The organism is Chitinophaga rhizophila, from assembly GCF_019492185.1.
GTDB lineage: Bacteria > Bacteroidota > Bacteroidia > Chitinophagales > Chitinophagaceae > Chitinophaga > Chitinophaga rhizophila.
Window position 1 is genome coordinate 1,190,320 of the sequence record NZ_JAICCF010000002.1, and the last position, 22,351, is coordinate 1,212,670.

Here is a 22,351-nt window from a genome sequence, read left to right on the forward strand (position 1 = left end):
TGCGAATGAATTGTAGAAATTTGTTAGTGGCGCTATGCCTTTGCTGCACACATACCCTGATAGCACAGGATATTCACCTGTCCCAGTTTTACGAGACACCGATATTACGTAATCCGGCACTGATCGGGTTATTCCATGGCGACTACCGGGTGCAGGCGGTATACAGGAATCAGTGGAACAGTGTCACTATTCCTTATCAGACCGGCACATTAAGTGGAGAGTTGAAGTTCCCCGTAGGATCGAGCGATGACTTTGTTACCGCAGGGGTTCAGTTTACTTATGACAGAGCGGGAACTGCCCGGCTGCAATCCGTACAGTTTTTACCAGCGGTGAACTATCATAAGTCGCTGAGCCAGGACAGGAGTATGTTTTTGTCAGTAGGTTTTACGGGCGGAATCGTTCAGCGTCAGTTTGACCAGACGAAAATGACCTTTAATAATCAGTATACCGGCGGTCAGTACGATCCTACTGCACCTACAGGAGAGGAAGGCAGGCTGGCATTACGTGGGTATTCTTATATGGATGCCGGCGCAGGTATCAGCTTTAACAGCTCTCTGGGGGAAGACGAGGAAATTACCTATTACCTGGGAGCGGCTATTTTCCACTTCAACCGGCCAAAGTTGTCCTTTTATAAGGATGGTACTGTAGCGCTGGATCCTAAGTTTACCGTCAATGCCGGTATCACATTCCCTTTACAGGAGCGCCTGAAGCTGATTGCCCAGTATAATCAGATACATATGGGCAACTACTCAGAATACCTGGGGGGTGCGTTACTGGGGTACAGCCTGTATGATGACGGTCTGGAAAGTACGAAGGCATTTTACATAGGCGCTTACATGCGCTACCAGGACGCCATCATACCGTCTTTCCGACTGGATATGGAGAAGTATGAGGTAGGTATTACCTATGATGCGAACATTTCAGGGCTGAAGACAGCAACAAATGGTGTAGGAGGATTTGAGTTGTCGCTTGTTTTCAAAGGTTTCCTGAACGGGCGTAACAGTACCTTGGATGCCGTTCACTGTCCGAGGTTCTAAACTTATGCACCAATTGTTATCTTTACACCGGACATCACAAATTATCACCTTCATAAAGAATAAAAGATGGATATCACTGTAGGCGCTAAAGCTCCTTCATTTTCCCTGCTGAACACTGAAAAACAGAAAGTTTCCCTGGAAGATTATAAAGGACAGAACCTGGTAATTTTATTTTTCCCTTTGGCTTTCACAAGTGTATGTACAGCAGAACTGTGCAGTATCAGGGACAGTATTAATACTTATAATGACCTGAATACAGCCGTTGTTGGTATTTCTGTGGATTCTCCGTTTACGCTGGGTAAGTTCCGTACGGAGCAGAACCTGAATTTCCCGCTGTTGTCAGATTTTAACAAGGAAGCGTCTCAGGCGTACGGTGCTTTTTATGAGAATTTCGTGCTGGATCTGAAGGGAGTATCCAAGAGAGCGGCGTTTGTGGTAGACAAGGAAGGAGTGGTAAGATATGCGCAGGTGTTAGAGTCAGCAGGAGATCTGCCTGATTTTGAAGCAGTTAAGAATACGCTTAACGGTCTGCAATAAAAACTAGCCTAAAGCGTTAAATTTTTTAAAAAAGTGATGGCAAGCCTTTCTTTTTGGCTTGCCATTTGTTATTTTTACGTAGACCGATATTGTGAAATAAACTGATCTGATATTTGAAAAAATCTTTATCTTTACGGGTATGTGGAAAACCTCTACACTCTTATTTACTTGCTTAATTTGCCTATTTTCCCTCGTAGGTAAAGCGCAGAACACGAAGACTTCTCCATTTTCCGATGGAGGTAGTAAGATCGTGAAGTTATATCCCAACCCGGCTACTAGCAGGATCAATTTTGAATTACAGAACAATAACGACCAAGGTTACGATCTTATTGTATTCAATTTTCTGGGAAAGAGAATTGATCAGATTAAAAACCTGAACGCACGTACTACAGTTGAACTGGATAAATATTATAGTGGTGTATATATCTTTCAGTTACGTGACAGGCAGGGTAATCTGGTGGAGTCTGGCAAGTTCAATGTCGTCAAGTAATGATACTAATTAGTTTTCCTTCAGGAATATAAAAAAAGAAAGGACTCGTTTATGGCGAGTCCTTTCTTTATGCGCTTAAACCTGTCTACTGCACCTCTACAACAAGGAATTTCAGGTAGGTTGTATTTTCTATATTCCATAGAATCGGGTGATCCTGTGCCTGTGTCTGGAAAGTGACCTGACGCAGTTTCTTCTTTGCATCTTTAGCGGCCATATCTATTATTTCCAGGAACAGGGACGGCGGTACCAGGTTAGTACAGGAAGCCGTTACCAGGAAGCCACCTGGTTTCAGGAGTTTCATACCACGGAGGTTGATCTCTTTGTAACCTGTAATTGCCTTTTGGATGTTTTCGCGGCTTTTAGTGAAAGCCGGAGGATCTAGGATTACAACATCAAACTTCTTCTCTTCCCGGGTCCATTGCTTCAGCACGTCAAATGCATTGACAGCCTGGAACTTACAGATATCCTGCAGGTTATTGAGTTCTGCATTTCTACGGGCGGTATTGACAGCATGTTCAGAGATATCCAGACCTAGTACACTTTTAGCGCCATAGTGACCGGCATGACAGGAGAAGGTACCAGTATAGCAGAATGCTTCCAGTACATCAGCGCCTTTAACTATATGCTGAATAGCACGGCGGTTATCCTGTTGATCTAGGAAATAACCTGTTTTCTGGCCATTTTCGATATCGACATGGAACTTCAGACCGTTCTCATTGATAATCACGTTGGTATCAAACGGAGCGCTCAGGAAGCCTTTCTGTTGTTCAAGACCTTCCAGTTCGCGTACCGGCACATCATTACGCTCATAAATGCCTTTAGGGGAGAATATCCTGTTGAGGGCATCTACAATAGCGCCTTTCCATCGGTCCATACCGAGCGCAAGGGTCTGCAGCACAAAGTGATCATTGAATTTATCGATCACCAGGGCCGGCATTTCATCGGCTTCGCCAAAAACGAGGCGGCAGTTTTCAACATAGCCCAGCTGCTGGCGGTATTTCCATGCTTTCAGCAGGCGGCGGTAAAAGAACTCTGCGTCGATCTGCTCGTCTTTGTCACGGGTCAGCAGTCGTACCAGGATCTGTGACTGGGGATTGATATATCCTCTACCGACAAAGAACCCCTGATGGGTAAATACATCGACCGTATCACCGGCTGTAACAGGTCCTTCTATTTGTCCCACTTCATTACCGAATATCCATGGGTGGCCTTGCAGCACACGGTTTTGTATCTTTTTCTTTAAAAAAACTTTGGTCATTACATTTTTTTCCAGGCTGCAAAGGTAGGACAATTAAGAATTACGAAGGATGTAATTACAAATCAGGGGACAGTTGTGCCAATTTGTCTTTTCTTCTGGCTTGGCAAGTTAATTGTCTGGTGTACCTTTGCAGACAATATTACTTCATAACAGAAAATAAAAACGATATGCAGACAAACGGACAGGACACCGAAAATGGTAAAGGCATGCCGGATATTAATGCTGATGAGAACATGAGCGGCACCACACACCTCAACGATGCCTTGGCGGATGAAAGCGAACTGGATAAGAAGCAGCAGGAGCTGAATGAAATGAGGGATAAATACCTTCGTCTGGTGGCTGAATTTGACAACTTCAAGAAACGTACAGCCAAAGAGCGTATAGAGCTGATGCAGACTGCCAATAAGGAAGTGATCATCTCCTTACTGGACGTGCTCGATGACAGTGAGCGTGCTACTAAACAGATAGAAAATGCCGCTGATGTAAATGCCGTTAAAGATGGTGTTGCATTGGTTTTCAATAAATTAAAATCGACACTGCAAGCGAAAGGCCTTAAACCTATGGAAAGTTTGCATACCGAATTTAATCCCGACCTCCATGACGCCATTACAGAAATACCCGCACCTTCTGAAGAACTGAAAGGAAAGGTAATTGATGATATGCAGAAAGGATACTACCTGAATGACAAATTGATACGTCATGCCAAGGTAATAGTGGGGAAATAGGTGACGTTCTGACAGAAATTGCTTTTCATTAACCATGCCGGCATATTGCCGGCTTTAGTGTGATATATGTCTACCAAAAGAGATTACTACGAAATACTGGGTGTTGCCAAGTCCGCTTCCCAGGATGAGATCAAAAAGGCTTACCGTAAGGTAGCCATGCAGTACCATCCTGACAGGAACCCCGATAACAAAGAGGCGGAAGAGAAATTCAAGGAGGCTGCTGAGGCCTATGAAGTATTAAGCGACACAGACAAGCGTGCGCAGTACGACAGATTCGGACATGCAGGAATGGGTAACCGTGGCGGTTTCGGCGGTGGTAACATGAACATGGATGATATCTTCTCCAACTTCGGGGACATCTTCGGAGATGATATCTTCGGTAGCTTCTTCGGTGGTAACCGCGGCGGTGGCGGTGGAGGCAGACGTGGCAGAGGTACACGAGGTTCCAACCTGCGGGTGAAAATCAAAATGACCTATGAAGAGATTGCGAAAGGCGCTAATAAAAAGATCAAGGTTAAGAAGCATGTACCGTGCAGCCACTGCAGTGGCCTTGGTGCAAAAGATAAAAACGCCTTCCAGACATGTGGTACTTGCGGAGGTTCCGGTCAGGTAAGAAAAGTAACACAGACCTTCCTGGGTCAGATGCAGACAGTAACTACCTGTCCTACCTGTCACGGAGAAGGCCAGACCATTACCAGCAAATGTGGTCACTGTAAAGGTGAAGGCCGCATGTATGGCGAGGAAATGGTAAACATCGACATCCCGGCAGGCGTACAGGAAGGTATGCAACTGAGCCTGAGTGGAAAGGGTAACGCCGGCGAAAGAGGCGGCGCTCCCGGTGATCTGCTGATCCTTATCGAAGAAGAACCACATCCGGAACTGCAGCGTGATGGCCTGAACGTGGCCTACGATCTGTATATCTCCTTCCCGGATGCTGTATTTGGTACCTCCCTGGAAGTGCCTACCATCGACGGTAAAGCAAAGATTAAAATACCAGCAGGCACCCAGAGCGGAAAGATCTTCCGCCTGAAAGGTAAAGGCTTCCCTTCCGTCAACTCTTACGAAAAAGGTGACCAGCTAATCCATGTAAACGTATGGACACCACAGCAGGTAAACAGCGAAGAGAAAGCATTCCTGGAGAAGATCCAGTCTTCCGACAACTTCAAGCCTAATCCGGAGAAGTCTGAAAAAGGCTTCTTTGAGAAGGTTAGAGATATTTTCAGCTAAGCAATTAGCTATCTGGCTAAAAAGGCTGTTCCATCCTGTATGGAACAGCCTTTTTACTTTATATCAGTTTATACGGATGTTTGCCCGCTTTTGCCCCGCTAACCTTACCTTTGCATTTTTTACTTTTTACAGGTAACATGTTCGATCCTTCCAAATTACAGATGCTAGAAAACCGGCTGGTAAAGGTGTTCCGACATCTTCGCAAGACAGCTCGCCGGCAGAATATTACCTGCTTCCGGGTATACGATGATGATATTCCAGAATTTCCTTTCAGTATAGAACTGTATGAAGATCATATCTACGTAGCAGAATACCACCGGGCACATGGTATGGAAGAAGAAGCACATGAGGAATGGCTGGACCTTTGCCTCGAAGTAATCGCTAAAGTACTGGAAGTTCCATTGGAGAAAGTGTTTGTGAAGCAACGCCAACGTAAAGCCAGCAGGCAGGAACAGTATGAAAAGCTATCTTTTGAGAGCCACGAGATGATTGTACAGGAAGCTGGCCTGAACTTCAAAGTCAACCTGTCAGACTACCTGGATACCGGCCTTTTCCTCGATCACCGTATTACCCGAGGTATGGTCAGAGAACAATCTGCCGGAAAAAAAATACTGAATCTCTTCTGTTATACTGGCTCCTTCTCCGTCTATGCGGCAGCAGGCGGCGCGGCAGAAGTAACTTCTGTAGACTTGTCTAAAACTTACCTGGCCTGGGCAGAAGAGAATATGCGGATCAATAACTTTGACGTCAGCAAGCATAAATTTGTACATGCCGATGTGCTCCAATATCTCGATACCCTGCCAGCAGAAACGTTCGACCTCGTAGTACTGGATCCTCCTACATTCTCCAATAGTAAGAGAATGAAAGAGTTTCTGGATATCCAGCGGGATCATGTCGTGATACTTAATAAGGTATTGGCTGCCACCAAACCTGGCGGTGTAATATACTTCAGTAATAACTACCGCCGCTTTGCGCTGGAAGCAGACCGTATCCTGGCATCTGACATCAAGGATATTACTGCTCAGACTATTCCGTTTGACTTTCAGCAGAAGCTGATCAGAAAGTGTTACCGGATCGTCCGGTAAAGGCTATTGCGCCAGATTGCCTGACTTTTTAAGCTCTTTTAATAAGGTGATGAACTCCCGGCGGTATCCTCCGGGATCATCACCTAACGCTTTTTTAGCGATGTCCATTACCATGTGACAGGAGCCTGTACCCTTGTAGGCCGACTTCCGCAGTAACATGCCCGTCAGGGCAACAGCACTGGAAAACCGGAAATCATCACTTGCATGCTGGAAAGTCGTCATCCTGTCAGGAATATTACGCGTCAGCGTCCTGAGTGAAGTATCGGCCGCCTCCCTGTATGTCAGCTGCACGGTTGCCAGTAAGCCCTCTCCCTCCATACCTCTCCGTCCCCCTTCATGTGGCTCAATCTCATATAAGGCAACGGCACAGTGTCCGGCCCCCATAATACCACCGGATATCCGGCTGTCTACAGTGTCTTTGTCATTAATAACTTTATTTTCATATCCTATCAGGCGATAGGATTTTACTGTCTGCGGGTTGAACACGATATTCGCCTGAACATCTCTTGCTATAGTGAACAAAGTACTGCCAAATTCCCGGGCAAAGATCTTGTTGGCCTCCTCCAGATTATCTATATAGGCAAAATTGCCATTTCCTTTACTGGACAAGGTCTCCAATTTGGAATCTTTATAATTTCCCATTCCAAATCCTAGACAGGTAAGCATCACCCCACTCTTCTTTTTTCCTAATATGAGTTGCTCCATATCATGATCGCTGGTTTGTCCGACGTTGAAGTCTCCATCCGTAGCCATAATCACCCGGTTATTACCTCCTTCTATAAAGTTTTCCTCTGCTATCTGGTAAGCCAGTTTAATGCCGGCTTCACCTGCTGTAGCTCCGCCGGCGCTGAGATAATCTATGGCATTCATGATCTTGTTTTTCTCACTTCCGGGGGTACTGGGAAGGATGACGCCTGGTACACCTGCATAGGCTACAATAGCAACATGGTCGGTACTTCTCAGGTTATTGACCAGGATGCGGAAAGCCGCCTGTAACAGCGGTAGTTTATTGGGCATAGCCATAGAACCGGAAACATCTATGAGGAACACAAGATTACTGGGAGGCAGGCTGTCATTGTTCATCGCTGTACCTCTCACCGCAATCTGTAATAAACGATGGTCTTCTGCCCATGGGCAGGTAGCGTAGTTGCTGTAAATAGCAAGTGTTTGTCCGGCGGGAGGCAGTGGATAATGATAATGAAAGTAATTGACCATTTCTTCAATACGCACTGCATTGGCAGGGATGCGTTCCTTCAACTTTACAAACCGGCGGATGTTACTATAGGCTGCTCTATCTACATCAACAGCAAACATGGAAGGCAACCTGTCTGCAGCGGGCAGGAACTTATTCTCATAGAGCGTACCATAGGTCTCATCGAAGAAAGCCCTGGTACCCATCAGCACATTGCCGTAATTGGGATTGGAACCATTGGAAGAGCGCTCGCGGGCAATAGCTTTCGCCTTCTTAACAGGATCATCTACTGCTCCTTCACGAGGACTCAGTTGAATGAGCATACGGCTATAAGCGCCTGCAGCTATCTGTTTAGGGTTATACTGACCATGCCGGAAGCATAATACAGTTTCTTTAGAAGGTACTTCTATCCGGAATAGCCCATATTGATTGGTAGTACAATTGGTGGTATCATTAGCGATGGCGATGCTTACCCCTGCCACCGGATTATGCGAAATGCTATCTTCTACGGCACCCGAAATCCATATCTTCTGCGCAGTTACCGGCAGAAGGATAAACAGACAGGGGATGAAGATGGGGCTTTTCATCGTAATTGTATCAGTGATATAAATTTAAGGGAAAAGAATCAGGAATGGGGAATTAGCCATCAGGATTTCTGCACGCAGTAGCGCGCTTCCGGAAAACAGGGCTTTACCTGGGAAGTAACTGACCATTTTTGTTAATGGATCATTATGAGAAATCCGTTCGGGAAATGGCTTCAGATTCGGTCAATCTTCCCTTTCATCTTCATACAGCTGCGACACTAATAGGTCACCAAAAGGGCACTTCGATATCGGGGGGATATTGAAGTGCCCTTTTGGTGACCTATTGGTAACGGGATGGAATAAGACACTCATCGAAGACGTAACGATAATTCAGCCTACCCTGTTGAAAACAGCCAAAGACCTGAGCAGACGAAGAGAAGATCCGGGTAGCTAAAAGCATGAAAGGCGACCAGTAGGCCGCCTTTCATGTTAATACTTATGGTCAATTTAATACTACCTGTTGCAACGACTACCAGATATTGGTATGTGCCGCAAGTATTATTATTGATTACTAATCACTTATCCCTGATTATTCTCTACCAGTTTATATATTTCCGGCAAGTTCCTTCCCAGTCCATCGTAATCCAATCCATAGCCTAACAGAAACTTATTAGGTACAGAAAAACCGAGATAATCAATCTTGATAGGATGCACCATGGCGTCAGGTTTAGTGAGCAGGGCTGCCACTATCAGCTTTTTAGGCTGCTGATGTTCCAGTTGCGGGAGGAACTGACTCAGTGTTTTACCTGTATCAACAATATCTTCCAGGATAACTACTGTACGGCCATACAGGTCTTCATCAAGTCCTATTGCCTGTACTACATTACCTGTTGATTTCATTCCTTTATAGGAGGCCAGTTTAATAAAAGAGATTTCTGCATCGATAGTAAGATACTTGAATACATCTGCTGCAAACATGAACGAGCCGTTAAGGATAGCAATGAATAAAGGCTTTTCACCTTTCAGATCATTATTCATTGCAGTAGCCAGTTCCTGTATGCGCTGTTGTAATTGTTCAGCGGTGATGTATGGTTCAAACTGTTTATCATGTACCTGGATTACAGACATGCGATTCCGATTTACGATTGTTTTAGATTTTACCGACTAAAAGCCGTTGTCCTATTTTAATATCAAATGTTTCAAGGTTGTTCCACTGACGCAGCTGCTCAATGGACACATTATATTTCTTTGAAATGCTATACAGTGTTTCTTTTGTCTGCACTTCGTGATACAGTGAGTTACCTTCCCTGATCGGTCCTGCTTTCGAGGGAGAATCTGCCGGAGTACCTGTAGACGAACCCGGCTGGGACGCTATTGGTTGTGCCGGTGTTGTTACAGGTCTTGCAGGTGCTGCAGCGGGTGTGCCAGCAGCAGGAGCAGGATTTGTTGTCACCGGACTGGCTGGTTCTTCCCCCGTGGAAGTGGTATTATCAGGACGGGAGGTATAAACAGGCTGCGAAGGTGACGTTGCAGGCGTTGTCTGAGAAGGAACAGCAGGTGTAGTACCGGTAGGCTGTGGACTGGCAGAAGATACAGGCTGTGCCGGCGGCTGTGTAGTTGGCGCCGGAGTAGCCGGCTGGCTTGTTGCCGGTTTAGTGGCAACAGGCGTAGCTGGAGTTGTACCTCCCTGAGTCTTTACTTCACCTAGTTTTTTCAGATCGTCCATCATACCAGCAGGCAGGTTGCTTTTAGCAGCAGCTTCTTTCTGCCGGCGTTCTTCATCAGCCTGTTGCATTGCCATTTCTTCCTGTCTCTCTCTTTCAATTTCTGCCCTTACATCATCCATAATTTTTCCAGGATCAAGGTCACCAATTGTCGGATCCTCCGGTGGAGGATTCTTGGCCAGCCTGGGTACCTTACTGGCATAGCCGGCCAGGGCGAGTCGTTCACCTACTTCAGGCTCCTGCCCTTCTTTCATTTTATTACGGCGACGTAACCAACGAAGCTGAATACCTTCTGCCTGGGCGATATCATACATTGTTTCACCCGGCGCTACTGTATGATAATCATTCTTGCCTGATTTAGCTTTCTTTTGCAGGAAGATGTAACTGTCTTTTCTAAGCGGGTTATCGTTGTCCAGGTCATTGTAGTGTACCAGGTTTCTGAGTTTGATATCACGCTCATTCGCCAGCTGGATCAGGGAGGTTCCAGCAGGTACAGCGATTACCTTACGGTTATTGATCTGGAAGATACCTTTAGGAGCTGTTGTTACAGATATTCCGGCTGGCTTGGTTGTAACCGGAGCAGGAGTAGCTGGTTTAACAGGTTTGTAACCTACCATTTCCTCACCGGTCTTTGAACCGTTGCTACCAGTTTTAGCAACACCTTCGCCTTCAAGGGTATATTGCTGGAGGTTATAATCTTCAATAAGTTTGATAAGCTGTTGTGGATAAGTTGAGCTGGTTGCATATCCAGCTTGTTTCAATCCGTAGGCCCAGGACTTGTAATCCTCTTCCTGAAACTGAAAGAGGAAGGCATATCTTGGATTATTCCGGAGGAAGTCAGAATGGTCCTTGTAGGAATCGGCAGCACTATTGTATTTGCGAAAGCATTCCTGGCGGGCATCGTCGTCATAGCGTACACTTTCTCCCGTCCAGTTATTTTTACATTTGATACCGAAGTGATTATTAGAGTTTTGTACCAGCCAGCCATTGCCGGACTGTGTTTCGAGGATGCCCTGCGCCAGCTTAATGGATGCGGGAACTCCGCTACGTTGCATCTCGCTGATAGCAATATCCTTGAACTTCGCAATATATTGTTGCGGTGTCTGGGACTGTGCCTTCAGCAATGATATGGAGCCAAACAAAAAGCTACACACTAAAATGGATCTCCTTAGTTGCATGAATGGTGAGTTTAATGGGTGTGGTTAGTTGCTGTGATCAGTTTATCTTTCTGATGATCAGCAAACCGTCTCTCAGCGTTAGCAATAACTGTTCCGCCCTGCCATCAGCAGCTACTTTTTCACAAAAACTGATCATTGCCTTAGCATTATTACTTTGCTTAGATGGTTCAGCAAGCGTTTCTCCGTGAAAGAGTACGTTATCTGCAAGTATAAATCCCCCTGGCCTTATTTTATTCCATACCTGGTCATAGTATCGTTCATACCCTGCTTTATCTGCATCTATGAATACCAGGTCGAAGGTGTCATTGAGGCTGTCGATAATCTCGGCAGCCTTGCCGATGTGCATTTTGATTTTCTGCGATAGTCCTGCTTCCTGAAAATACCGCAGGCACATGTCTTCTCTTTCCTCGTTGATGTCGATGGTATGCAGTATACCGCCTTCCCGAAGTCCCTGCGCAAGACAAATGGCAGAATAGCCAGTATATGTTCCCAGCTCGAGTATGCGTTGTGGCTGTAACATATGACTAACCAGACTCAGGAACTGTCCCTGAAGGTGTCCGCTCAGCATATGTGGCTGGTCCACCTTCAGGTTAGTTTCCCGGTTCAGGCGCTTAAGCAATCCCGTCTCAGGAGTAGTATATCTTTCTGCAAACGCTTCTACAGCAGCAGGAATTATATCCATGTTGTATAATTTTTGCAAAAATATGTCAATAAATCCTAGAAGTTAGGGCGCAACTTGTTGGTAGTATAGAATACCCTGAAGTATTCGACTACTTCGTCAACAGTATCAAACAGTTTGAGCAGGCCGAGATCTTCGGGGGAGATATTGCTTTCCTTTTCCATCATGGTGCTGCGGATCCATTCCAGCAGTCCGCTCCAGTATTCGCGGCCTACCAGTACCATTGGAGTCTCGGTCATCTTTTTGGTCTGTATCAGGGTAGCGACCTCGAAAAACTCATCCATAGTACCAAAGCCGCCGGGCATCATGATAAAGCCTTGGGAATATTTGGTAAACATCACTTTACGGATAAAGAAATAGTCGAAGTGCATGTTTTTATCGTGGTCAATATAGGGGTTGGGGTATTGTTCATGTGGCAGTGTGATATTCACACCAACGGACTTACCCTTTGCTTCCTGAGCGCCTTTGTTAGCAGCTTCCATAACGCCGGGACCACCGCCTGTGATAATACCGAAGCCTTCTTCTGCCAGCCGTTTTGCGACATCATGTGCCAGTTCGTAATATTTGCTGCCGGGCTTAGTCCGTGCTGATCCGAATATAGAGATGCAGGGGCCTATTTTAGCGAGAGACTCAAAGCCATCTACAAATTCGGCCATGATCTTAAATATCTGCCAACTGGAGTGGGCTTTGGTTTCTGTCCAGTCTCTCTCTTTCAAATGCATTAAACGATCGTTCATTACTGAGAGTATTTGTTCATTAATTGGGCTAAAATACTGAAAAACTGCCTAGCGACATGCTGGTGAGGTAGATAACTATATGAGTGGAGCGTGTAAATAAGGCTAAATTACCTATGGAGACGTAGGGAGGAGACCGTGTTTTTCTGTACCAGTTTACCGATATTTACGTTAACATTGTGTGTGGCGTCATCGTACTAAATAACATAGGAAGGCTGGCAATGGCTATACATTGCCTCAAACTTTCAGTGTGACAGTTAAAAAGAAGCAGGTAACTTGAAAGAAACCCGCTTAACATTTAACACGTTATGAACATGTAGTTGCCGTTGTTTGACATACCACATAATTTTTATCCATAGCTGGCCATAACGTATAACGTTTAATGCTTTTGTTACTTCCAAGTTTAGTGATGTAATATTAGTAGCCTGCAATAGCAGGACTTTACACAGTACAGTGTTTTCATATAACGTGGTTTAGTTTTCACAACGAGCTCCCCTTTGATTGGAGGGAAGGGGGAATTTTTACTTAAAATACAGATAATCTTTGAGATTAGGAATAAAGAATTGGTAATTCGTTATTGGATAAATCTGCCTGTATTCCTGCTGATAGCCTTAGGCAACAAAAAAAGCATGGGGCATTCCTATAATTGGAACGTCCCATGCTAAGATTTAGAAAATAACTAAGTAAACGGTAAAAAGTTATGCTACCTACGAATATTGGATAACAGTGGTTGTACGCCCATGTCCCTAGAAGTAATAAAATCCTCGTGTTAGAAGCCCAGAGAAGCGCCCATGCGCAGGATTAAGCCATTTTGATAGGGAGACCTGTTATCCTGCAATACATCGTATAGTGCCATGACACTGAACGCCGCACGGCCACCAACGGGTTGTGTGTAACCACCACCCATCAGCAGACTGGGAACTCCATAGTTATCTTTGACAATTGTCTTTGGATCAGTATCGTAATAAGTGCTTTTCAGGCTTACTTTATTATATTCAGGCTGAATATGAATAAAAAGAAAGTCTAAAGGATAGACACGGCCCCAAACCCCACCGCCAAATATAGAATACTGATTACGCTGACCGGTATTACCGTAGAAATCACGAAAACGCTCCGAACCATATTGGGCGTTGATGGATAGACCAGCGCCAAACAGTTGGGATATACGGTACCCAACCATTGGGGATATATTGATATTAGTAAAATCTCCGAATGCTAGTCCGAGGTTACCGCCTATAATCAGGCGGGAAGGATCAAAGCCTCTTCTCTGAACGGTGTCTGTTTTATAGTACTGTGCCTGCGTCAGTTGCACGGCAGATAACAGTAAAAAACAAAGCAGTAAACGTTTCATAGTACTGTTCCTTTTAAATGGTTTATATCATCAATCAAATATCTTTCCCCTGTTCAGTATATGGTTTGGATCGAATACCTGTTTTATTTGCCGCATCAGCTGCATAGAGGTATTATCGAATATAATATCCATATAGCTTTTCTGTACCAGGCCTATTCCATGTTCTCCACTGATAGTACCTCCTAACTGTTTCACCAGCAGGAAGATTTCGCGGATACCTTCCTTTAATGTACCGTTCCATTGTTCTTCTGTCAGTTCTCCCCGGATGATATTAACATGCAGGTTGCCGTCGCCGGCATGCCCGTAACACACTGAATGAAATCCGTATTTACGTCCGATATCTTTGACGCCCTTTAGCAATATTGGCAGTTCAGCTCTCGGTACTACAGTATCTTCCTCCTTATATACCGAGTTAGCTTTTACTGCTTCAGCCACACGGCGACGTAGCTTCCAGAGTTCTTCCTTTTGCTGATGATCTTCTGCGAAAAGGATCTCTCCGCAGTCAAATTCCGTAACCACGCCTGCTATTCCTTCCATCTCCTGCATCAATACCTCCGGATAATTACCATCTACTTCTATGAGCAGATGCGCCTTCACATCGTCTTCGATCTTCACGATACTGCTATCTACATAGCGGCTTACCCAATCCAGCGCATCTCTTTCCATGAACTCCATTGCTGAAGGTGTAAAACCAGCCCGGAAGATAGCGCTTACTGCCGCACATGCATTTTCAGCTGACTGAAAGGGAGCCAGCATAAGCAAATTGAATTTGGGTAGGGGAATCAGGCGGAGCACTATTTTAGTAACAATACCTAGTGTACCCTCGCTGCCCACTACAAGTTGGGTCAGATTGTAGCCTGTAGCGTTTTTAAGCACATTTGCACCTGTCCAGATAACATCCCCAGAGGGCAGTACTAATTCCAGGTTCAGTACGTAATCTTTTACCACTCCATACTTAACAGCTTTAGGGCCGCCAGAGTTTTCAGCGATATTACCACCGATAAAACAGGAACCCCGGCTACTAGGGTCGGGTGGGTAAAATAGTCCTCTTTCTTTTACAGCATCCTGGAGTACCTCTGTGATAACGCCTGGTTCAGTAGTGACCTGCAGATTTCTATCGTCCAGGTCAAGTATTCTGTTGAACCTTTCCATTGATATGAGCACACCACCGAACTGTGGTAAGGCACCACCGCTTAGACCGGTACCACCGCCACGGGGTGTGACTGGCAGCTTTTCCTGCTGACATAGCCGCATAATACGGCTCAGCTGTTCAGTAGTATCGGGCTTTAGCACAACCTCAGGAAGGTAATGTAAATCTTCTGTTTCGTCGTGTGCGTAGCTATCCAGACCTTCTGTATCAGCTACTACGTATGTTGCCCCAACAATCTCCCGAAATGCTTCGAGATGACGGGTATTGACTTTCGCAAATTCGATCATGTAACAAAAATAGGAAAAAGCGCCCTGTTAAAAAGAAGGGCAGATAACTGATCTTCTGGCTCCTGAAAAACTACGGTTAGGATACAGACCGGTAAATACAATACCCAGTTCATATGCACCACGGCGATTATTAAACTGTGCCATAGAAGAGGTGGTCACATCGTAACTGAACATGATCTTCGCGCCTTTCAGCTGATAGCCCACCAGGAATATAGCAGCATCACTCATACGGTAATATGCGCCTCCGTATAATTGCGTCTGTCCATCCCCTGACAGGTTATAAGCCAGGTTACCACCGAATACTGTCTCAGAAGCGCCTGCTTGCCTGCCGTAATAAGCAGAAGGGTTAACAATTACCATATCGCTAAGCTTCAAACTGGCATTCAGGAAGGCGATATAGCGGCGAGGTATCTGATTATTGCCATTATAGAAGGTTTCCCTCGGCGTATTAACATGTTGCGCAGAAAATCCTGCATTGATATAGATATCATCCGTAGGAAAGTAGGCATAGTTCATACCGACCTGCATATCAAAATAGGAAATGCTGGTCTGGCTGAATGGCTCGGCTGTGGGCACCTGTGAATCAAAGAATTTCCCATTCCACTGATCCCCGAAGGTGAGTTTGGCAACATCTACTCTCTTGTTTGCAGATCCTACATTAAAACCGAGTGACAGCAAGCTACTATTTCCCAATAGCTGGTGATAAGCAATGGAACCATAAACCTTTGTAGAGGTGAGGTTACCGCTACCTGCCACGTCTCTTAGTATCACCCCACCTACCCCTAACCAACCATACTCCAGCCGGTCACGAAACAACTGGAAGTCGCCAAATGCTGACATAGTTTTATAAGGTACGGGGATACTTGCCCACTGATTACGATAATTGACGCCAATACGGTAATTCCCGTCAGGAATAAATCCGGTATTGGCAGGGTTGGTTGTCAGCGGTGAATTGAAATACTGCGAAAAATGCAGATCCTGCGCATGACTTTCCAATGCTGCGGTTAACAACATCAAACAACCGGCGATATGTCTTAAAATATGCTTCATATCATCATCTTAACAAGGTTACGCTTCCGTTCTTAGTTGCTGAAGTACCATCACTAAACTCTACGTTGATTACAAATGCATAGGCATCCATAGGTTGAATGGAACCTTTGAAAGAACCATCCCATCCTATTAAGGCATCATTTGTTTCAAATACCATCTGCCCCCAACGGTTATAAATCTTCATATTGAACCTGGCAATACCAAACCCTCTTACCAGGAATACATCGTTCACTCCGTCTCTGTTTGGCGAGAAGGCGGACGGAATATCAAACAGCGGTATTACGATAGCACTCACCTGCTTGTGGGCCGTATCCGTACAACCCGCACTGTTTGTGGATACCAGATATACATCATATACGCCTGTCCTGTTGTACTGATGCACAGGATTTACTTCTGTTGAACCCAGACCATCACCAAATTCCCATGAGAAACTAATGGCGTCAGGAGAAGACTGATTACTGAACGTTGTTGGCGTATTCTCAGTTGGCGTGTTAGGCGTGTAGGCAAAGTCAGCTGTTGGCGGCGGGAACACAGTGATCACCATTGAAGTATCATCCGTTCTGTTGCAGGTGTTATTATCCACAGCTTGCATGGTTACAGTATATACTCCGGGATTGTTGTAAGTATGCACAGGATTTACATCTGTAGAAACAGCGCTGCCATCTCCGAAGTTCCAGGTGAAAGTTTCACCACCACTGGTTGTATTCTGAAACTCAATTGTTGCAGGTACACAGGTACTATCAGGTGCAACGAACGATGCTCTTACATTGGCAGCTACACGTAATAGCACAGTATCAACCTGAGGTGCATTACAATAGTTGCTATCTACCAATGTCAGCGTTGCATTATATACACCTTCAGCCTGGTACCGATGTGAGATCGGGAAAGAATTAGGCCCTACCCTTACTGCCGGGCTATTATCCCCAAAGTTCAGTACAAAAGATGTATCTGTAAATGGACGTGCAGGTGTAGGCGCTGTGAATGAGAACTGATAAGTTAATGCTTCACATGGCGGCTGACGAACTGCTTCCATATCGAATATAGCTCTGTCTGTACGGATACGTAGATCCATTACGGCAGTATCGCAGCTATTACAGCTGGCAGGATCGCATTTTACCAATCTCACCCTGTAATTACCAGGATCGCTGTAAGTGTGTTGAATAGTATCGTTCGTTCCAACTACAGGAGCAGAACCATCACCAAAGTTCCAGGTCCAGGTCTGTGCAGGCGTTCCGGTAGTATCAATGAAAGTAATTGTAGCCGGCACGCAATAGTTTGTTCTTCTTTCCAATGTTTTGATCCCTGCTCTTACACCGTCAAGATTAAATGCAATCTTTAAGGCACCCAGATTACAATTTGGCGGAGCACTGGTAGCATAAGCACCCGGAGTAGTAGGATAACGAGGTCTAAAACCACCGGTCTGCCCTCCAACAGGGCACCATGCACAAATACCCTGATAGATTACGCCATTACGGTCAAAACGGCTGGTACCTCCGTCAACGTGCTCGTAGGTACCATTACCACCGAAATAACTACCAAATAGTATGTCAGTTGCATCGCGCTGTAATACAAAGAAGTAAAAGTCCTGACCGTCTGTCGTACGCTGTAAGGGACTTTTCAACGGCAGTCCGTTCGTATTAGAGTTCGGATAATTCAGCTCCACGTCAATGCCACCGCCCCATCCGGAAACATACACGTTCTCACAACGGTCTACCAGGAACGCTACCGGCGAAATACTTGGCGTAGAAGCTGATTTACCAAAGGTGGTTGAATATACAAATGCTGACAGATCGGGCTGCAACTTAGCAATGAACTGTTTAGAGTTGTCGTTATAGAAATTTGAAGTCCCTGTAGGTTGAACAATAGGCCAGGTGCCTTCAGTGGTACCCATTACATACACAAAGCCACGCGCATCCAGCTGTATACCATATACCTGATCTGCTGCTACTGTATTAGCGCCCAGATAAGTACTCTGCAGGATACTGGTACCATCAGTACTGATATGTGCAATGAAACCGTCACAGATACCACCACGATAGGTGCTATATAGTGCATTACCTCTGATAGGGAAATTGTTACTGGCAGTACCGCCGGCAACGTATAACGAGTTAGTACCATTCAGTGCAAGGACATAGGCGGCATCTTCTCTGCTACCGCCAAGGTAACTCGCCCATAGAAGATTAGTACAGTCATTATTAAATTTTAGGAGTACACCATCCTGTACACCACCAAATGAAGACTGAAATACTCCGGGAGTAACCGGAAATCTATCTGACCGGGTACAACTGGCTACATACACACTTCCTGCATCATCTATTACTACTTCGCTGCGTGCATCATCACCATAGTTGCGCAGTAATACAGAAGGTCCCAGTGTTCGGTCTTCGCGGATATTCATACCGTCATCTCCCGGACTGGCTACAATCATGGAACCAATAATACCTGTACCCGTGGCATTCAGTTTAGTTACAGAGATATCCCAGCCGCCGCGGGTGCCAACAACTGTTGGCTGTCCGTTATTTGGACCAGGGAAGTTACCCGAGTTTGTTCTACCAGAAATTACCAGATTACCATTAGGATCTACGAACAGGCTATGTGGCTGCTCTTTTCCGCCACCACCCAGGTAAGTAGCATAAATCAGGTTACGGCCATTAGAGGAAAATTTGCTAATACCAATATCAAAACCACCATCGCCGTAAGTGCTTTGAACAGCGCCTGGAGTAACCGGATAACCAACATTGAAAACAACGCCGCCACCATAAAAATTACCAGCTCCGTCATAGGTAGCAGTAAAGCCCCAGTTGTCAGCAACTGAACCGGAAACGGTAGAAAAGATATACGAAGGATCAATAATCAACGGATAATCATTGTCATATTTTCCGGATACTTTAAAACGCAGCTTCTTACCACTTAATGCATAAGACACTTTGACGGGCACACGCTCGTTGTCAATAAACTGGTATGCAAAAGGCATTTGTTCAATGACAGTACCAACGGAGGTTGTAATATAAAGCTGTTCTTTTTTAATCTCCAGTTTATCAGCGCCGGTATATTCCAATTGAACAACAGCAGGATCAGCTCCTGGCTGTACGATCAGGTCATATTTCAGTACTGAAGCTTCAGAATACACCTGCATATCTATACCAGGGTACAGATCTTTATAGTTTATCAGCTGATAGGATTTGATATTTGATTTCCATTTGGAAGGATCATTACCAACAAGGTAATTAACATAGCTTTCAGATGCCTTTTCTGCAGATATTACCGGATTACCGGCATTGAGAAAAGTTACTTCATAAGCATGTCCGCGTACTACCGGCAGGGGCAAATCGCTGTTACCATCAGTGGTAGACGTATTGGTAGTAGCTGTCGCAGTAGTACGTACGTTACTATTGCGAACAGGATTTGGTTCCGGATGCCAGGTAGTATCGCCACCTCCATGGGAATGACCATGAATCCTCTCTGCCAATTGGTCACGTTGCTTTTTATCCTGCAGCAAAAATCTGAAACCAGTACGTTTGAGGAATGCAGCGCCTCCTCCCATATCTGTTTTGTAAAGGAAGTCACCGTCCCACTGTCCTTTATTCTCTGTGAACTGCAGCGGTTTATTATCGTAAAATTCCTGTACCTGCGCCTGTGCACCAGCTGTTACGCTTGCGAAAAGCGAAAAAAGGAAAGCTAAGCAGCCTATAGGGAAAGTAAAATTCAACGGAGTAGATTTAAAATGTTTATTCCTAGTTCTTTATCACTATTGTATTGTAATAACGCAGACGACGGTACATTTGTTACCGCAATAACAGCGCCAAATCACTTTGTAGTATCATCCCCAAAACACCGGCGGCAATAATATTAAGATGGCGGAAGCATGCCGGAGTTTAATGAAAGTCCTTATACCGATTAGCCGGGGCGCATATAGATAATAAACGTAAAAGTGGCTCAGGAAATTTTACTCCACTGAGATTTTCCTTGCTGAGCAGCCAGAAACTGCTGTAAGGCTTGATTCTCAGGCATTGACAGGTCCGGGTCTTCCTGTAGTAATTTCTCCGCACTGGCACGGGCTGCTTCCAGAATGGGCCGGTCCTCTACAATGTCTGCCAGTTTCAGGTCAAGTAACCCGCTCTGGCGGGTACCCTCAATATCTCCAGGACCACGCAATTCCATATCTTTTTCGGATATGACAAAACCATCATTTGTCTGGACCATTACCTGGATTCTTTCTTTTGAATCAGCGCCGACTTTATTGCCGGTCATCAGAATACAAAATGACTGTTCTGCACCACGGCCTACACGTCCACGCAGCTGGTGCAACTGTGATAGACCGAAGCGCTCGGTGCTCTCGATGACCATGACAGAAGCATTAGGCACATTTACACCTACCTCTATCACCGTGGTGGCTACCATGATCTGTGTATCACCATTAACGAAACGCTGCATATTTGTTTCCTTCATATCTACCGGCTGTCTCCCATGTACCATACTGATATAGTACTGAGGTTCAGGGAAAAAAGCCTTCACTTCCTCATAACCTTTCATCAGGTTTTCATAATCAAGCGTCTCAGAATCTTCTATCAATGGGTATACGATATATGCCTGCCGCCCTTTGCGGACTTCTTCTTTGATAAAATCCATTACCTGCGGACGCTGGAACTCTGTACGATGTACAGTAGTAATGGGCTTACGTCCGGGTGGCAGTTCGTCTATGACTGATACATCAAGATCGCCATACACGGTCATGGCCAGCGTCCGGGGAATAGGTGTTGCTGTCATGACAAGTATATGAGGCGGTATTGTGTTCTTTTGCCACAGGCGCGCACGTTGCGCCACACCAAACCGATGTTGCTCATCGACAATGGCCATTCCCAGATTCTTGAATATTACCTGGTTTTCCAGCAGGGCATGTGTACCGATGAGTATATGTATAGTACCTTCTTCTGTGTCTTTTAATATCTGTTTACGTGCTTTTCCCTTTACATTGCCAGTCAGCAGGGCTACTTTTACCGGCATGTGTATCAGCAGTTCTGATATACTCTTGTAGTGCTGTTGGGATAATATCTCTGTTGGTGCCATCAGGCATGCCTGGAAACCATTATCTACCGCCAGCAGCATTGTCAGCAGGGCCACCATCGTTTTGCCACTACCCACATCTCCCTGAATAAGCCGGTTCATCTGCCGCCCCGTGGCGGTATCCTGACGAATTTCTTTCAATACTCTTTTCTGAGCGCCTGTCAGTGAGAAAGGGAGATGGTGATCATAGAACGTCTTAAATGCATCGCCAACAACATTAAATACAAAACCGTGAGATAACTGCTGCCGCCTGATTTTTAACCGGCAGATCCTTATCTGGGCAATAAATAGTTCTTCAAATTTGAGCCGGCGGCGGGCCATGTTAGCATCTTCCTCATTTACCGGGAGGTGAATCTTGAAATGTGCCCTGGATCGATCCATTAACCGGTACTGTTGCAGGATAGACACTGGAATGTTTTCAGGGATTTCTCCCGGAGACAATTGCTCCAACAGGCTTTTGGTAAGTTTACCTATTGCTTTGGCGGTTAAACCACGTGCTTTCAGCTTTTCAGTAGTATAGTAGACTGGCTCCAGGAATTGCTTCCCTTGCGCTGTTTCTTCAGTGACGAGATCCATTTCTGGATGAGACATCTGTAAATAGCCATTAAAAACAGATATCTTCCCGAAAACGAGATAATACACATTGGTTTGCAGTGACTTCTCCATCCACTGCCATCCTTGAAACCATACCAGGGATATCTCACCGGTATCATCCCGTAAGGTAGCTACCAATCTTTTTGCACGCTTATCACCTATGACTTCGAGACGGGTTATTTTTCCACGGATCTGTACATAATCCATCTGCATATGCAGACTGATAATCTTTTCCACATTTGTACGATCCACATATCTGAATGGATAATAATACAGGAGATCCCGGAAGGTATGTACACCTATTTCCTTTCGCAGCAGTTCTCCACGCTGCGGGCCTACTCCCTTCAGGTATTCTATCGGGTTTGATAATATGGCGTTCCTAAAGTCCATTGTTGTCGATCCACAAAATATATCTCTTAAGCAGGCTACAAAAATAAAAGGTAAATAGCATATGCTATTTACCTT

The 22,351-nt window shown here is 45.2% G+C and carries 17 protein-coding genes; 6 read left to right on the forward strand and 11 right to left on the reverse strand.

From position 1 onward, the window contains the following. The first annotated feature begins 5 nt into the window (after window positions 1–5). The 3 genes from K1Y79_RS13780 to K1Y79_RS13790 all read left to right on the forward strand — a co-directional run bounded on the left by K1Y79_RS13780 (window position 6) and on the right by K1Y79_RS13790 (window position 2,064). A complete protein-coding gene (locus K1Y79_RS13780) occupies window positions 6–1,037 on the forward strand; it encodes a PorP/SprF family type IX secretion system membrane protein (RefSeq protein ID WP_220250659.1) in 1,032 nt (343 codons plus the stop codon). 66 nt (window positions 1,038–1,103) lie between these two features. Continuing rightward, window positions 1,104–1,574, forward strand: a complete 471-nt coding sequence (locus K1Y79_RS13785) for a redoxin domain-containing protein (RefSeq protein WP_220250661.1) — start codon at window positions 1,104–1,106, stop codon at window positions 1,572–1,574. Between the two features lie 139 nt (window positions 1,575–1,713). Further along, window positions 1,714–2,064: a T9SS type A sorting domain-containing protein gene (locus K1Y79_RS13790; RefSeq protein ID WP_220250662.1), complete on the forward strand. Its 351-nt coding sequence runs from the start codon at window positions 1,714–1,716 to the stop codon at window positions 2,062–2,064. A gap of 85 nt (window positions 2,065–2,149) precedes the next feature. Here K1Y79_RS13790 and K1Y79_RS13795 read toward each other — a convergent pair whose 3' ends face one another. After that, a complete protein-coding gene (locus tag K1Y79_RS13795; protein ID WP_220250663.1) occupies window positions 2,150–3,322 on the reverse strand; it encodes a class I SAM-dependent rRNA methyltransferase in 1,173 nt (390 codons plus the stop codon). Between the two features lie 167 nt (window positions 3,323–3,489). On the opposite strand from K1Y79_RS13795, the gene K1Y79_RS13800 reads away from it, so the two are divergent. The 3 genes from K1Y79_RS13800 (at window position 3,490) to K1Y79_RS13810 (ending at window position 6,359) form a co-directional block, all read left to right on the forward strand. Further along, window positions 3,490–4,047 (forward strand): nucleotide exchange factor GrpE, encoded by a 558-nt coding sequence (locus K1Y79_RS13800; protein ID WP_220250665.1) that lies wholly within the window; start codon window positions 3,490–3,492, stop codon window positions 4,045–4,047. Window positions 4,048–4,113: 66 nt separating this feature from the next. Then, window positions 4,114–5,274, forward strand: coding sequence for a molecular chaperone DnaJ (gene dnaJ / locus K1Y79_RS13805; protein WP_220250666.1), 1,161 nt, complete (start codon window positions 4,114–4,116; stop codon window positions 5,272–5,274). Window positions 5,275–5,384: 110 nt separating this feature from the next. After that, complete coding sequence (locus tag K1Y79_RS13810) at window positions 5,385–6,359, forward strand: class I SAM-dependent methyltransferase (protein WP_236059595.1); 975 nt, start codon at window positions 5,385–5,387, stop codon at window positions 6,357–6,359. Window positions 6,360–6,362: 3 nt separating this feature from the next. Here the strand turns inward: K1Y79_RS13810 and K1Y79_RS13815 are convergent, their stop codons facing one another. From K1Y79_RS13815 to recG, 10 genes are all read right to left on the reverse strand, one after another. Next, window positions 6,363–8,138, reverse strand: coding sequence for a YfbK domain-containing protein (locus K1Y79_RS13815; RefSeq protein WP_220250668.1), 1,776 nt, complete (start codon window positions 8,136–8,138; stop codon window positions 6,363–6,365). Window positions 8,139–8,654: 516 nt separating this feature from the next. Further along, window positions 8,655–9,203 carry a hypoxanthine phosphoribosyltransferase gene (gene hpt / locus K1Y79_RS13820; protein WP_220250669.1) on the reverse strand — a complete coding sequence of 183 codons (549 nt, stop codon included), beginning with the start codon at window positions 9,201–9,203 and terminating at the stop codon, window positions 8,655–8,657. A gap of 22 nt (window positions 9,204–9,225) precedes the next feature. Next, the gene (locus K1Y79_RS13825; RefSeq protein WP_220250670.1) at window positions 9,226–10,977 is read right to left on the reverse strand and encodes a glucosaminidase domain-containing protein; all 1,752 of its coding nucleotides are present in this window, start codon (window positions 10,975–10,977) and stop codon (window positions 9,226–9,228) included. Between the two features lie 37 nt (window positions 10,978–11,014). Then, window positions 11,015–11,659, reverse strand: a complete 645-nt coding sequence (locus K1Y79_RS13830) for an O-methyltransferase (RefSeq protein ID WP_220250671.1) — start codon at window positions 11,657–11,659, stop codon at window positions 11,015–11,017. 35 nt (window positions 11,660–11,694) lie between these two features. After that, window positions 11,695–12,393: an LOG family protein gene (locus tag K1Y79_RS13835; RefSeq protein ID WP_220250672.1), complete on the reverse strand. Its 699-nt coding sequence runs from the start codon at window positions 12,391–12,393 to the stop codon at window positions 11,695–11,697. Between the two features lie 766 nt (window positions 12,394–13,159). Beyond that, window positions 13,160–13,741 (reverse strand): hypothetical protein, encoded by a 582-nt coding sequence (locus K1Y79_RS13840; protein ID WP_220250673.1) that lies wholly within the window; start codon window positions 13,739–13,741, stop codon window positions 13,160–13,162. Between the two features lie 30 nt (window positions 13,742–13,771). Beyond that, window positions 13,772–15,178, reverse strand: a complete 1,407-nt coding sequence (locus tag K1Y79_RS13845; RefSeq protein WP_220250674.1) for an FAD-binding oxidoreductase — start codon at window positions 15,176–15,178, stop codon at window positions 13,772–13,774. Window positions 15,179–15,205: 27 nt separating this feature from the next. Beyond that, window positions 15,206–16,228 carry a PorP/SprF family type IX secretion system membrane protein gene (locus K1Y79_RS13850; RefSeq protein ID WP_220250675.1) on the reverse strand — a complete coding sequence of 341 codons (1,023 nt, stop codon included), beginning with the start codon at window positions 16,226–16,228 and terminating at the stop codon, window positions 15,206–15,208. Between the two features lie 4 nt (window positions 16,229–16,232). Then, on the reverse strand, window positions 16,233–19,937 hold the full coding sequence (locus K1Y79_RS13855) for a DUF7948 domain-containing protein (RefSeq protein ID WP_220250677.1): 3,705 nt from the start codon (window positions 19,935–19,937) through the stop codon (window positions 16,233–16,235). Between the two features lie 227 nt (window positions 19,938–20,164). Continuing rightward, window positions 20,165–22,276, reverse strand: coding sequence for an ATP-dependent DNA helicase RecG (gene recG, locus K1Y79_RS13860; protein WP_220250679.1), 2,112 nt, complete (start codon window positions 22,274–22,276; stop codon window positions 20,165–20,167). Between the last annotated feature and the right edge of the window lie 75 nt (window positions 22,277–22,351).